This is a genomic window from Paenibacillus beijingensis, assembly GCF_000961095.1.
Taxonomy (GTDB): domain Bacteria; phylum Bacillota; class Bacilli; order Paenibacillales; family Paenibacillaceae; genus Paenibacillus_O; species Paenibacillus_O beijingensis.
Genome location: NZ_CP011058.1, coordinates 3,769,299 through 3,781,498 on the forward strand (window position 1 = coordinate 3,769,299; position 12,200 = coordinate 3,781,498).

At 54.3% G+C, this 12,200-nt stretch carries 12 protein-coding genes and 1 pseudogene; 8 read left to right on the forward strand and 5 right to left on the reverse strand.

Going from position 1 to position 12,200, the window contains the following annotated elements; translation table 11 throughout:
* Nucleotides 1-23: 23 nt before the first annotated feature.
* The 4 genes and pseudogenes from VN24_RS17015 (at nucleotide 24) to VN24_RS17035 (ending at nucleotide 4,486) form a co-directional block, all read left to right on the forward strand.
* Entirely contained in the window at nucleotides 24-1,718 is a 1,695-nt protein-coding gene (locus tag VN24_RS17015) for an alpha-glucosidase (protein ID WP_238590718.1), read from the forward strand.
* Between the two features lie 221 nt (nucleotides 1,719-1,939).
* Nucleotides 1,940-3,029: pseudogene (locus tag VN24_RS26995) on the forward strand (MFS transporter).
* Between the two features lie 369 nt (nucleotides 3,030-3,398).
* Nucleotides 3,399-3,659, forward strand: a complete 261-nt coding sequence (locus VN24_RS17025) for a YqkE family protein (protein WP_045671370.1) — start codon at nucleotides 3,399-3,401, stop codon at nucleotides 3,657-3,659.
* A 575-nt stretch (nucleotides 3,660-4,234) separates the two neighbouring features.
* Nucleotides 4,235-4,486 carry a spore coat protein CotJB gene (locus tag VN24_RS17035; protein WP_045671372.1) on the forward strand — a complete coding sequence of 84 codons (252 nt, stop codon included), beginning with the start codon at nucleotides 4,235-4,237 and terminating at the stop codon, nucleotides 4,484-4,486.
* Nucleotides 4,487-4,746: 260 nt separating this feature from the next.
* Here VN24_RS17035 and VN24_RS17040 read toward each other — a convergent pair whose 3' ends face one another.
* Nucleotides 4,747-5,319: a xanthine phosphoribosyltransferase gene (locus tag VN24_RS17040; RefSeq protein WP_045671373.1), complete on the reverse strand. Its 573-nt coding sequence runs from the start codon at nucleotides 5,317-5,319 to the stop codon at nucleotides 4,747-4,749.
* Nucleotides 5,320-5,485: 166 nt separating this feature from the next.
* Nucleotides 5,486-7,411 carry a prenyltransferase/squalene oxidase repeat-containing protein gene (locus tag VN24_RS17045; RefSeq protein ID WP_045671374.1) on the reverse strand — a complete coding sequence of 642 codons (1,926 nt, stop codon included), beginning with the start codon at nucleotides 7,409-7,411 and terminating at the stop codon, nucleotides 5,486-5,488.
* Between the two features lie 347 nt (nucleotides 7,412-7,758).
* Here VN24_RS17045 and VN24_RS28235 point away from each other — a divergent pair, with 347 nt between their 5' ends.
* Complete coding sequence (locus VN24_RS28235; RefSeq protein ID WP_082083826.1) at nucleotides 7,759-7,866, forward strand: sporulation protein YjcZ; 108 nt, start codon at nucleotides 7,759-7,761, stop codon at nucleotides 7,864-7,866.
* Nucleotides 7,867-7,958: 92 nt separating this feature from the next.
* Here VN24_RS28235 and yhbH read toward each other — a convergent pair whose 3' ends face one another.
* Nucleotides 7,959-9,104, reverse strand: a complete 1,146-nt coding sequence (gene yhbH, locus VN24_RS17050) for a sporulation protein YhbH (protein WP_045671375.1) — start codon at nucleotides 9,102-9,104, stop codon at nucleotides 7,959-7,961.
* A gap of 288 nt (nucleotides 9,105-9,392) precedes the next feature.
* Between yhbH and VN24_RS17055 the strand changes: the two genes are divergently transcribed.
* Both VN24_RS17055 and VN24_RS17060 read left to right on the forward strand, forming a co-directional pair.
* Complete coding sequence (locus VN24_RS17055; protein ID WP_045671376.1) at nucleotides 9,393-9,590, forward strand: hypothetical protein; 198 nt, start codon at nucleotides 9,393-9,395, stop codon at nucleotides 9,588-9,590.
* On the forward strand, nucleotides 9,587-9,967 hold the full coding sequence (locus VN24_RS17060) for a DUF423 domain-containing protein (protein ID WP_045671377.1): 381 nt from the start codon (nucleotides 9,587-9,589) through the stop codon (nucleotides 9,965-9,967). Before VN24_RS17055 ends, VN24_RS17060 begins: the two co-directional genes overlap by 4 nt.
* A 28-nt stretch (nucleotides 9,968-9,995) precedes the next feature.
* On the opposite strand, the gene VN24_RS17065 is transcribed toward VN24_RS17060, so the two are convergent.
* Nucleotides 9,996-10,496, reverse strand: coding sequence for a hypothetical protein (locus tag VN24_RS17065; protein ID WP_045671378.1), 501 nt, complete (start codon nucleotides 10,494-10,496; stop codon nucleotides 9,996-9,998).
* Between the two features lie 179 nt (nucleotides 10,497-10,675).
* Here VN24_RS17065 and VN24_RS17070 point away from each other — a divergent pair, with 179 nt between their 5' ends.
* A complete protein-coding gene (locus tag VN24_RS17070; protein WP_045671379.1) occupies nucleotides 10,676-10,981 on the forward strand; it encodes a YunC family protein in 306 nt (101 codons plus the stop codon).
* Nucleotides 10,982-11,092: 111 nt separating this feature from the next.
* Here VN24_RS17070 and mtnA read toward each other — a convergent pair whose 3' ends face one another.
* Nucleotides 11,093-12,172: an S-methyl-5-thioribose-1-phosphate isomerase gene (gene mtnA / locus VN24_RS17075; protein ID WP_045671380.1), complete on the reverse strand. Its 1,080-nt coding sequence runs from the start codon at nucleotides 12,170-12,172 to the stop codon at nucleotides 11,093-11,095.
* Nucleotides 12,173-12,200: the final 28 nt, after the last annotated feature.

A 12,200-nucleotide genomic window follows, 5' to 3' on the forward strand; every position in this document is an offset into this window, starting at 1 on the left:
TGAAGAACGGAGGCAAGCGGGAGATGGGAAATAACGCGGTGATCGAAAACAACGGTATGGCGGAAAACGATCATTGGTGGAAAGAAAGCGTCGTCTATCAGATCTATCCGCGGAGCTTCCAGGATACGAACGGCGACGGAATCGGAGATTTGCGGGGCGTCATCAGCCGTCTGGGCTATTTGCACGATCTCGGTATCGATGTGATCTGGCTCTGTCCGGTATACGATTCGCCGAATGACGACAACGGCTACGATATCCGTGATTATGAGCAAATATTGGATGAATTCGGCACGATGACCGATATGGACGAGCTGCTGACGGAAGCCGGGAAATACGGCATCCGCATCATCATGGACCTGGTGGCCAACCATACTTCGGACGAGCATGCCTGGTTTATCGAATCCCGGAGCTCGCTGGACAACCCGAAACGCGACTGGTACATTTGGAAACCGGGCAAGGACGGGAAGGAACCGACGAACTGGGAATCCATCTTCGGCGGATCGGTTTGGGAGTATGACGAGCGCACCGGCGAGTATTATTTTCACGCTTTTTCCAAAAAGCAGCCGGATTTGAATTGGGAAAATCCCGAGGTCCGGCAGGCCATATACCGGATGATGGAGAGGTGGATCGACAAGGGGATTGCGGGTTTTCGTGTGGACGCGATTACGTTCATCAAGAAGGACCAGATGTACCCGCAGCTGCCGGCGGATGAAAACCGCGCGCTTGCTCCGCTGAATGCGGGGTGCCTGAACCAGCCGGGCATTCTCGATTTTTTGCGGGAGATGAACCGCGAGGTGCTGAAGGCCCGCAACGTCATGACGGTGGCGGAGGCGCCGGGCGTTCCGGTGGAGCAGGTGCCGGAATATTTGGATGAGAACAGCGGCGTGTTCACGATGCTGTTCCAATTCGACCACGTCGATCTGGATATGAAACCGCACACGAAAGCCGTGTACCATCCTTGGAAGCTGACCGATTTTAAAAGGGAGCTGTCGAAGTGGCAGGCCGAGAACGGCAAATACGGATGGCTGGCGTTATATTTGGAAAATCACGATCATGTGCGCTCGGTATCGAAATTCGGAAACGACGGGGCGTATCGCGTCCAATCGGCCCAAATGCTGGCAGCTTACTATTTTCTGATGCGGGGAACGCCGTTTATTTATCAGGGACAGGAAATCGGCATGACGAACGGCCCGTTCGATTCGGTCGATGAATACCGGGATATCCAAAGCCTGCAAATTTATCGCGAAGAGCGGGCGCTGGGGCGGCCGGAGCAGGAGATCATGGACTATTTGGCCAAAAGGAGCCGCGATCAAGGCCGCACGCCGATGCAGTGGAACAGCGGACCGGAGGCGGGTTTTACGACCGGCAAGCCGTGGCTTAAAGTGAATCCGAACAGCCGGACGATCAATGTCGAATCGGAATTGGCGGATGAGCATTCCGTGCTTCATTTCTACCGCCGGCTGATCAAGCTTCGCCGCGGCAGCAAAGCGCTTGTTCATGGCGGTTATGAGGAAATCTTTGCGGATTCCGAACAAATCGGCGGATATAGGCGGTCTTACGGCGGCGAACGCTGGACGGTGCTGTGCAATTTTACGGATCAGAAAGTGCCGGTACCGATGCCGGATGCGCAGCATCTGGTGCTCTCCAACGTGACGGGTGAGCGGGAAGCGGGCGTCATGCAGCCGTACGAGGCGTCGATCTTCAAGGAAACGCTGTAACGTTATCGGGGGCCTTTTCCGAATGGATGTTTCATCCGTTGGAGAAGGCCCCCTTTTTCGATGTTGATCGGAGAAAGGATTGGGTATCCTATTGGGGGTTTTTCCGCAAAAATATAGAAAATAAACTTATTGCAAGAAAATATTGAAAACGCTAGAGGTCTGTGGTGGCGATTTGCTCCCGCGCCTTTACCCGCTTTGAGTGGCAAGGAGTGAACGGCTTGATGAAAAAAGCGGTCGAATCCCGGATCGAACTTTGGAAATTTCCTTCCATCCTATTGGTTGGAATTGGAATTTCAAACATTGGGGATTGGATTTATTTGATTGCACTTAATTTAATCGTATTAGATAAAACAGGCTCGCAATTGGCGGTTGCTGTGCTCTATATTATTAAACCTACGGCTTCGTTAGTAACGAATTTTTGGACCGGAAGCTTGATTGACCGAATAAATAAGCGCAAACTGATGATTGTGCTGGATATGATTCGAGCATGCTGCGTTTTTGATCGGACCCGCTGTAGCCGGACTGCTTTTCTTAATTGGCACCCCCATATTTGCAATCTATATAACGGCACTAGCCTTTTTTCTATCGGGTATTGCTATCTTTTTCATGCCGAATGTGGAGGGACAAGAAGCTGCTGATTGGACAAAGGGGCGTTCCACCCTTGACTTATTAAGAAACGATTGGAATGAAGTGATTCGGTTTAGCAGGCAAAACAAATATGTGATGTCCATTTATTTTTTGTTTGCGTTTGTCATGGTGATGGCCTCGGCAGTGGATTCGCTTGAAGCTGCTTTTTCCAAACAAGTTCTTGGTCTGTCCAACAGTGAATACGGCTTTCTGGTAAGTATAGCAGGAATAGGCATCATAAGCGGTGCGATAATCAATACAATCATCGTGAAGAGAATGCCGGTTTCCATTTTAATCGGGATCGGTTCGTTATTTGTGTCGATCGGTTATCTCATCTATGCATTTTCCGCTTCATTTTCAGCCGCTGCAATCGGGTTTTATGTTCTTGTCTTTTTTCTTTCATTTGCCAACACAGGATTTTCAACCTTCTATCAAGATCATATAACCGCCGGCATGATGGGGCGAGTGACCAGCATTTACGGGCTGATACAATCGGTATTTACTGTTATCGTTACGATGGCTTTTGGTTTCGCTGCTCAGCTTATGCCGCTTCAGCATGTTGTCCTTGCAGGCGTTCTGATGATGCTGATGATCAGCATTGCGTTGTGCGTCTGTAACTTTCAGCCCACCAGAAGCTCCTTCTATAGAAGGAATGAAACCGCTAACTCAATCATTGAAGAATAGCCGCAGCATGCCCGTCCCAATTCCGGGAGAAAGAGAGGGTCAGATCCAGGAGGCCGGACAAAAGAAAGAGCGCCGTTCCCGGGCCGGGCAAGCTTACAGCGAAATCGAATAAAAGAATTCTCGAAAGGGGAATCCGAATGATCGTTATCAGCTCCTGTTTGGCGGGACTCACCACCCGGTACGATGGACGAGACAACGGCCGCCCTGCTGCGGCGCCACGGCATCGAGGTGTACTCGGAAAATAACTTTCCGGAGCTCCTGGAGCGGTTGAGAGCGGAGCAGTGAGATCCGTTTGCGAGTCGCGCCAACCATCACCTCCTGATGATTCAAATCCGGCATCATGCTATAATTCGACTAGAGGTGAGGGATATGGCCAAGAAAAAGGGACGCCAGCAGGCTCCGCAGCCTGCCGAACAGCATAAGCCTGCTACGCTGAAGGATTTGCTCAGCTCCGAGACGCTGGATAAGCTGAAGAATCAGGCAGCTTCAATGAAAGCGGAGGAAGAGAAGCGCAAGGAGGAAGCCCGGCGAAAGGCAGAGGAAGCCCGGGCGGCGGAGCAGAAACGGCGCGAGAACGATTTTGCCTATTTGCTTGAAAACAGCGGTATGGACTGGAAGAAATATAAATAACAATCAAGCATCAACCATTGTACCGCCGCCGAAAGCTGCAATCGCTCCGCACGAAGGGTAATTTTTGAAAAACCTGCGTTTGTACATCTTTTTTCTTTTTATTTATCGATTATGTTAAAATTCCTGCAAAGATACATTTTTTTGCCGGCCAAATCTCGGTTCAGGCAAAAAATGCCCGGAATTCCTGTACAATTGCAGGTTTTCCCTCGACATGCGATTTCGACCGATAATACCTGCACATTTGCAGGTTTGCGAGGAAGGACCTCCAACTCCGCTTTGCCAGCGGCGAACTGGAGGTCCTTTTGCGTCACATTTCGGACGAGCTCATTCATGTGAACCGTTATGAGACTGCCTCTTTCCGATAGCTCTTGCATCCTCGTTGAATAAGAAGCGGATTCCAGGAGCGGCAGCGGGAAACCGGGCTCCTCGCGAGGTGCGACGGCGCGTGATGGCTGTGAGCTGTTTCAAAGCGCAGTCGGGATGGTTATGTAGAAAGGGAGCGCGGCGGAGCGGGCAAATGAAGCGGCGCGAAAACGCCGTCACACCGTCACAATAGAAGCAACAGGAGGATGACAATGTCTGCAATCGAGCAATGGTTTCAATACAGTTATATGACCGGTCTGAGCGAGCTTCATGAGATTGATTTTGCGCTGACGGAGCTGCGGATTTATTTGAATCGCACCCCCGAAGACGATATGGCGATCCGGCAATTGAAACAATTGACGGAGAAAAGAGAGCAAATTGCAAGCAAGCTCGCATCCGACTGCAAAAGTCTTCAACAGGCTGCTGTAAATGAAGCGGATGTTCCGCCGGACAGTCGGATATGATCGATGCAGCCAGCGCTGACGTCCAGCCGATCTGACATCCAGCCGACGCTGACGTCCAGCCGGCGCTGCCGTCATCCTGATTTAACGTCCAGCCGACGCTGACGTCCGGCCGATCTGACATCCAGCGGGCGGATAGCGGATTACGCCTTGATGATGCCTGACAGACATGAAGCTTGATCATACGACAGCGAACCTAAAACACCCCTGAAGCCGCTTTTGTCTTCACATTGGCGGCGCAGGGGTGTTTTAGGTTTCTTTTGTTACTCGGCAAAAACGATTTGCCCGTCCGAAAGGGAAGCGATACGGGCCAGCGAATCGACGCGGTAGCCTGCCGCCGCCAGCCTGGAGGCGCCTTCCTGAAACGACTTTTCGATGACGATTCCGAATCCGGCAACGACCGCTTCCGCCCGTTCCACAAGGCGGGCCAGTCCGGTTGCCGCTTCGCCGTTAGCGAGAAAATCGTCGATAATGAGCACGCGTTCCCCCGGTGCCATGAACTGGCGGGAAATCGTAACCTCGTTTTTTTGCTGCTTGGTGTACGAATAGACCGTCTCGGTCAGCAAATCCTGATTGAGCGTCAGCGATTTTTGCTTGCGCGCGAAAACGGTCGGAACACCGAGCTGCAGCGCCGTCATGACGGCGGGCGCAATCCCCGACGATTCCAGCGTCAGCACTTTCGTCACGCCTTCTTTGGCGTACATCCGGGAAAAGGTTTGTCCGATTTCCCACATCAGCTGGGGATCGATCTGATGGTTCAAAAACGCGTCCACCTTCAATACTCCTTCTCCCAGCACGCGTCCTTCCTGCATAATCTTTTCTTTGAGTCGATTCATCGTTAGCCTCCTGTAACTTATGTTGCTGGTCCCGGTCGTTACCGGGATGTTGCCGTGTAAGGGTCAACAGTGATTATACTTCAGATAAGGCTGTCCGAAAAGAGAAAAAATGGGGAATTGGAACAAACGGAAGGGATTCGGCCAGCCCTACAATAAAGGAGCCTACTCATAACGGGCTGCCGTACCGGCGCTCATACATTGCGAGCACCCGCAAAGGCCAAATATAGCGGCTGCTGTGGTAATGAATATATAAGCTGCCGGCTAACCCGCCGCCCGTCGGGTAGGAAGAACGCCAATCTTCCGCTTGCAGCAGTTCGATCAGCCTGACGATCCCATTGTCGATCGAAGCCGTCGGCGCAGAATGGACGGCGATTAACGCCTCCAGCGCCCATGCGGTCTGGGAAGGGGTGCTGCCTTGAAGCGGCACATATTTGCCGGCTGCGTCGCTTGCGCACGATTCGCCCCAGCCGCCGTCGGGGTGCTGGACGGAGAGCAGCCAGCGCGTTCCCCGGGCGACAGCGGAGGCCCGGCCCCCCGCCCGTATGGCGCTCAGTCCCGACAGTGCCGCACCCGTGCCGTGAACGTAGCAGATGCCCCAGCGCCCGAACCAGCTGCCGTCCTGCAGCTGGCGTTCCAGCAGCCAGCGCGCCGCTTTCGCCGCCGCACCAGCGGCACCGGGGGCAATAGAGGCTCCGGCGGGATCGCCTTTGCTTAAAACGTGCAGCGTGCGCGCGGTCAAATCGACGGTCGACGGGTCCGTTACGATGTGGGCGGCGCTCTCGAATTGAAGGAATCCGAGCAGCGGACTGTCGGATTCCTTTTCAAATGCGGGCCAGCCGCCGTCCGGATTTTGCATGGACAGCACCCACGCTAATCCTCTTTCCCACTGCCGCCGCAGATTGGCGTCGGTTTTGGCGAAAGGCCGAAGAAGATGAAGAGCCGCCATAGTGTCGTCCACATCGGGATAAAGCGTATTGACATCCGAAAATCCGAAGCCGCCCGGCGGCGTATACGGATTGCGGATACTCCAGTCCCCTTTGCGGTTATGCTGCCGCTGCGCGACATAGTCCGCAGCCCGCCTCACAGCGCGGTCGGCTTCGTCCCGAAGCGGTCCGCTCTCCAAACCGCCTGCCGCATCGCGCAGGGAGCATCCGATCATCGCGGTATCCCACAAGGCGGAGGAAGCGACCTGCAGATGAGCCGTATGATCGCGTTCCCACTGCCAGACAAGGGACTTGATTCCAGCCAGCGCACGCTGGATAATGTCCGAACCGGCTTCGTATCCGATTGAAAGCAGCGCGGCAATCATGAGCATCGTGGCGGTGGAATAAGTAAGCAGCGTGCCGTCCGGCTCGATCCGCTCGAGCAAAAATAGTTCCGCCTTGCGCAGAGAGGGCTTGTGCAGCAGGAAAGAAGCGGAGGACAATCCTTTAAACAGCGCGGACAGCGAAGGAGGAAGCGAAGCGTCGTCGTCAAATGACCGCTCTCCGCCCACAAACAGTCCGGATAAATCGGGGGTCTCGCCGCTGTGAAGCGCAAAGCCGGTGGAGGCGATCATCAGAATCGGCACGAGATGTACGCGGGCATGGCCGGACAAATCGAACAAGTTGACCGGAAACCACAGCGGCGCCAGCAGCGTTTCCACCGGAATGCGCAGCGAGCCGGGCCACTCGGCTTGCCCGGTCATGCACAGCAGCGCCTGGGTGAGCAGAGTGCGTACGCGGCAAAGACCGCCCCGGGCGAGGATGAACGAACGGGCCTGCTCCATTGCCGGATGATCCGGGTCGTAATAACCGGAATACAGCAGCGCATAATAGGCTTCCACCGTTGCTTCGAGCTGACCGTCCGGCTGGTCCCGGTACAGCTTCCAGCCTCCGCCCGGCTCCTGACGGGAAGCGATTCTTGCCGCCAGCTTGCGGATCAGTCCGGGGTCCGGGTCTTTGAGCGAGCAGAGCAGCACAATGAGATAAGCATCCGACGTTATTCCTCCTTCAAAGCATAAGCGCCACGAACCGTCACCCGACTGGCTGTTCAGCAGCTCGCGTACAAGCGTTTCCTTCATTTGCCGCACCTGATTTCGCAGCACAATCATTCGCCCCTTCCCGAATACCTGCCTATATATATGCGGGCTGGGGCCGGATGAATACGCCGCGGCTGCAGGGGAAGCAAGCGTGCGAAGAGCGGGTTCGAAATAAGGTTGCACGGGAAGGAGATGTGTGCGAAGAGCAGGTTCGAAGTAAGGCTGCAGGGAAAACAATCATACGAGTAACGGGTTCGATTTAGGCGGCAGCGGGAAGAAAGCGTACAGGAGCGGATCCGGGTATGTACCTGCGAAAGGCATTTACACAAGATGGGCGGCGGCGGTGGGCGGGTGTCCAATCTTCAGGGGGCCTTTCACCATACGATAGAGTAATCTCTACAACAAGGAGTGATTTACTGATGTCCTACCCAGTTGGAGGAGCAGGTTACAGCCCTTTTACAAGCACCGGCGCTATTCTTGTTCTGTTCATTCTGCTCGTAATTATCCTGAAAGCTTGGTGCTATTAATAGTCTGCCGGCTGCGGGCGGAGTAACCGACCGCTAACGCGAAAAAAGAGGCACACGGGCAGCGCATTTTGCGCCCCGTGCGCCTCTTTTTTTCACCCGGCCGATTTTGTGAAAAACCGTTTCAACGCGTGGTACACTTCGCTTTTGTCGCGAATGACGGAGTAAAGAAACTTTTTGTTTTGGATATGCTTGTAGGCGGACATGAGCGTGCTGCTGCGGTTATACTGGTTCACTTCTCCGTATCCGAACAGATTCGTCCGCTTGAGCATCTCTTCGATCAGCTTCACGCATTTCTCATTGTCGGAGGTCAAGTTGTCGCCGTCGGAGAAGTGGAAAGGGTAGATGTTCCAATTTACCGGCGGGTATCGGCTGTCGATGATGTCCAGCGCCTTGGCATAGGCGGAAGAACAAATGGTGCCCCCGCTTTCGCCTCTTGTGAAAAACTCCTCTTCGGTCACTTCCTTGGCTTCGGTATGATGAGCGATGAACACGATTTCCACGTGCTCGTATTTACGCCGCAGAAACTTCGTCATCCAGAAAAAAAAGCTGCGCGCGCAATATTTTTCGAACGAGCCCATACTTCCGGAAGTATCCATCAGCGCCAGCACGACGGCATTGGAGTGGGGACGCATCACATCCTGCCATGTTTTGAACCGCAGATCCTCGGGCGAAATGCCGGAAAACCCCGACTTGCCCGCACTGGCGTTGCGCCTCAAATTCTCAATCAAGGTCCGTCTCTTGTCGATATTGGACATAATGCCTTTTTTGCGGATATCTTGGAATACAACGTCCGGCGACTGCACGTTTTCCTTCTGCTTTTGCTCCAGATGAGGCAGCTCCAGCTCTTCGAACAGCATATCTTCAAGCTCGGCCATGCTGATTTCCGTTTCCAGGTATTCCTCGCCGGGCTGATCGCCGGCACCCTGTCCTTTGCCCGGCCCTTTGGCCGCCGAAGGATCGACGCCAAGCACATCGCCGACTTGGGAGTCGCCGTCTCCTTGTCCGACATGCTGCTGCTTGTTGTAATTATAAATGAAGCGGTATTCATCGATGCTCTTGATCGGTACTTTAACCGTTTGACGTCCGTCTGACAGGACGATGCTTTCGTCGGTTACAATATCCGGAAGATTCTGCTTGATGGCTTCCCGGACTTTCTCCTGATGCCGCGTCTGATCCTGATACCCTTTGCGGTGCAGCGACCAGTCTTCGCGCGATACGATAAATAATGGCTCCGTCACGGAACTCACCCCTTAGCAGTTGGCTTAATGAGCTATGTTCCATCTATATTCGGCCGCTTTGCGGGTTATGTGGGCGGAGCATCCGTTTACAAGCCATTTTACTTGTTTGACAATCTCCGTAACTTCGTTTGTAGGCTGTCTGCGCTATGCTATAATTAGCAGAAGGTTTACACTCCTGCAAGCAGGCCGATTGCGAACAGGCCGAGGACGGCAAGCAGCGGCAGCGCATTCAGGACGATTCCGGTAACGGCCATCGCTTTGCGCCGTTTCCGGGAAGTGGCGCCGGCAATGCCAAGGCTTAAACCGGCAATGCTCGCCAGAATCGAACCGACCAGAACGAGCGTCGAGACGATGATCGCGCCTGCTCCCGGCCTGGAGTCTCATGGGCCGATGTCAATTGATGTTCTTCACTCAACGAAGGACGACTCCTTTTCGCGAATTGTGCTACTATTATACCCGTTCGGGAAAGGGGTGAAAACGAAATGATGCGTAAATATATGTCCTACGGGGCGCTGCACGCGCTGCTGGCGGTCGTACTGGGCGCCTTTGCCGCCCACGGCTTGAAAAGCCGCTTGACGACGCATATGCTGGACGTGTTCGAAACAGGGGTCCGGTATCAAATGTATCATGCTTTAGGACTTATTCTGGTCGCGATTATGTCCGAGAAGCTTGGCCAGAAGGGCGGGGCGCTGAGAACGGGAGGCAAGCTGCTCCATATCGGTATTTTTTTATTTTCGGGAAGTTTGTATGTGCTCAGCTTGAGCGGGATCGGCTGGCTCGGGGCGATTACGCCGCTGGGCGGTCTTTGCTTTATCGCGGGATGGGCCTTAACGGCATGGGCCGCCTGGAAAGCGCGGAACTAGAAGCGCTTTTCGGGCGGCGGGGATGCGGCTATACGGTAAAATCATCGATTTCATGGAGATGAAAGGTATAGACTTGTTTTTCGTCCACGTGGTAAACCGTCAGCAGCTTTGTTTCCTCATCGAAATGGATCATCCGCGCCGGCACGTCAAGCTTGACGCCTTTGCCCTTATTGACGCTCAGGCGGATCAGCTTTTTTTCCTCGATACCACTGCGGATAATTGCGGTTAAAGGAACAGCCGATAACGATGCTTTGCACGCGGCCGGGTCATTCGACCTGGTTTTTTCGGCTGGAATCGGCACGCCGGGCAGCTCCGTCTCGGGCGCTGCCGTTCCGGCAAGCGTCTCCGCCTTCAAACGATCGATCAGAAATCCGAGCCTGCTGCCGGAAATAATGCGGTAATCCGGAACATTGGCCCGGTTTAACAGATGAAGCAGCGCCTCCAGAGCATGTGCGTTCGTTTCGCCCTCCATCAACACTTCGATATTAAATAAATAGGTATTTTGGCCTCTATTCGCTGTATTATCCATAGTTCCTCCGAACCTGTAAAGTACTACTAATATACCACCAAAACGGCTTCGTTTCATAGCCTTCCCAATCAAGCAGAAACAGCTGTCGATGTCAGCGTGAAACTTTATCTTTTTGCCACAGACACGAACTTCCACTGACGCATATAGTGAATTAGTGTTCGGAAAGGAGGTGTGCCGATATGATGCGTATGGTACCGCTGGAGCTTGAAGGCGGAGCTACGGTGCTCGGCATTGAGGTGAAGCTGCCCAAAACAACGCTTGTCGCCGTGACGACCGACAAAGGTTATATCATGTGCGGGGCGCTTGATGTCGCTTTGCTGAATACAAGGCTGAAGGACCGAGGAATTATTGCCGGCAGAGCGGTTGGCGTGCGGACGCTTGAGGAATTGATGGCGGCGCCTATGGAGTCGATTACGGAACAGGCGGCGGCGCTCGGTGTAACGGTGGGCATGAAAGGTTCGGACGCGGTGCGGCTGATGCTCTGACAGAAGCTTCCTGTGCTGGGCGGGATCTTGAATTGTGCTTTTGATGAAAAAAGAAGCTTCCAGCACCGCATCAAGTGCGGTTTTGGAAGCTTCTATGGCTCAATTATGGGGTTACAGCTCGAACAGTTTTTTTAGATTGACATCATATGGCGCCTTAACAACGCCTTTCTCCGTAATAATCGCCGTTACATATTCGGCCGGCGTTACGTCAAAGGCCGGATTAAACACTTTCACGCCATGAGGGGCCGTACGTTTGCCGAACGCTTCCGTCACTTCCTCGGGGCTGCGCTCCTCGATCGGAATCAAGTCGCCGGTCGGCGTCTGCAGATCGATCGTAGACATCGGACAAGCGACATAAAATGGAATGCCGTGCGCTTTCGCCAGAACAGCGACGCTGTAGGTGCCGATTTTGTTGGCGACGTCTCCGTTGGCGGCGACGCGGTCGGTACCGACGATGACCGCCTGCACCCACCCTTTGGACATGACCATTCCGGCCATATTGTCGCAGATCAGCGTTACATCGACCCCGGCCTGCTGCAGCTCAAAGGCGGTCAGGCGGGCGCCCTGCAGCACCGGCCGCGTCTCGTCGGCAAATACTTTCAGGGAAATGCCGCGTTCCTGAGCCAGGTAGAACGGGGCGAGCGCGGTTCCGTATTTTGCGGTCGCAAGACCGCCGGCATTGCAGTGCGTCAGCACGCCCATGCCGTCCTTCATCAGCTCGAGCGCATACTCACCGATCAGGCGGTTCGTCTCTTCGTCTTCGCTCTGGATGGCGATCGCCTCTTCGAGCAGCGCCTTTTGGCACGCTTCGAGAGAGAGCCCGCTCCCGGCCGCGCTTGCCGCCTTCGCTTTCATCCGGTCCAGCGCCCAGAACAGGTTGACTGCCGTCGGACGCGACGTTGCAAGATAATCGGCAACCCGCTCGACTTCCGCGAGCCATGCTTCCTGATCGGAGCCTTCTCCGCCTGCGCCTGCGGTGCCCAGCACGAGGCCGTAGGCGGCGGCAATGCCGATCGCCGGAGCCCCGCGCACCTTCATGTGGCGAATGGATTCCCATACTTCTTCCGCTGTAGTCAGCGGCAAATAGACCGTTTCCTCAGGGAGCAGACGCTGATCGAGCAGCTCGAGCTTGTCGCCTGCCCAAATGAGGGATTGCAATCCTGCATAAGAGGAAGTTGATGTATCTGTCATCGTGGTGCTCCTTTCATTTAGACGGGCT

Coding starts and splice junctions, on each gene's coding strand:
- VN24_RS17015 (WP_238590718.1), top strand. CDS start 24: ATGGGAAATAACGCGGTGATCGAAAACAACGGTATGGCGGAAAACGAT.
- VN24_RS17025 (WP_045671370.1), top strand. CDS start 3,399: ATGGCCAAGAAAAAGGGACGCCAGCAGGCTCCGCAGCCTGCCGAACAG.
- VN24_RS17035 (WP_045671372.1), top strand. CDS start 4,235: ATGTCTGCAATCGAGCAATGGTTTCAATACAGTTATATGACCGGTCTG.
- VN24_RS17040 (WP_045671373.1), bottom strand. CDS start 5,319: ATGAATCGACTCAAAGAAAAGATTATGCAGGAAGGACGCGTGCTGGGA.
- VN24_RS17045 (WP_045671374.1), bottom strand. CDS start 7,411: ATGATTGTGCTGCGAAATCAGGTGCGGCAAATGAAGGAAACGCTTGTA.
- VN24_RS28235 (WP_082083826.1), top strand. CDS start 7,759: ATGTCCTACCCAGTTGGAGGAGCAGGTTACAGCCCTTTTACAAGCACC.
- VN24_RS17055 (WP_045671376.1), top strand. CDS start 9,393: ATGCCAAGGCTTAAACCGGCAATGCTCGCCAGAATCGAACCGACCAGA.
- VN24_RS17060 (WP_045671377.1), top strand. CDS start 9,587: ATGATGCGTAAATATATGTCCTACGGGGCGCTGCACGCGCTGCTGGCG.
- VN24_RS17065 (WP_045671378.1), bottom strand. CDS start 10,496: ATGGATAATACAGCGAATAGAGGCCAAAATACCTATTTATTTAATATC.
- VN24_RS17070 (WP_045671379.1), top strand. CDS start 10,676: ATGATGCGTATGGTACCGCTGGAGCTTGAAGGCGGAGCTACGGTGCTC.
- mtnA (WP_045671380.1), bottom strand. CDS start 12,172: ATGACAGATACATCAACTTCCTCTTATGCAGGATTGCAATCCCTCATT.